The 222-nt window shown below is 68.5% G+C and carries 1 pseudogene; it reads right to left on the reverse strand.

What is annotated here, in order from left to right:
• Window positions 1–222, reverse strand: a pseudogene (locus AC5ZGW_RS48015) (IS21 family transposase); the annotation flags it as partial.

A 222-nucleotide genomic window follows, 5' to 3' on the forward strand; every position in this document is an offset into this window, starting at 1 on the left:
CGAGGCGACGGATCGTGCCTTGATCAGAATGCCGCGCCGGCAGGCCGCGTCGACGCGCTCGGCGCTGTAACTTTTGGCCAGCGACAGAATGCCGAGGCAGGTGCGAAAGCCTTGCTCGGGATGCGGCCGGGCCGCAATCACGGCTTGGAAGAAGGCGGCGGTCGACGGACCGATCCGCTCACCGGCGGCGATCACTCTGGCGGGCGTCCATTGGCCGTAGCG

The organism is Bradyrhizobium sp. Crot121 (assembly GCF_059512385.1).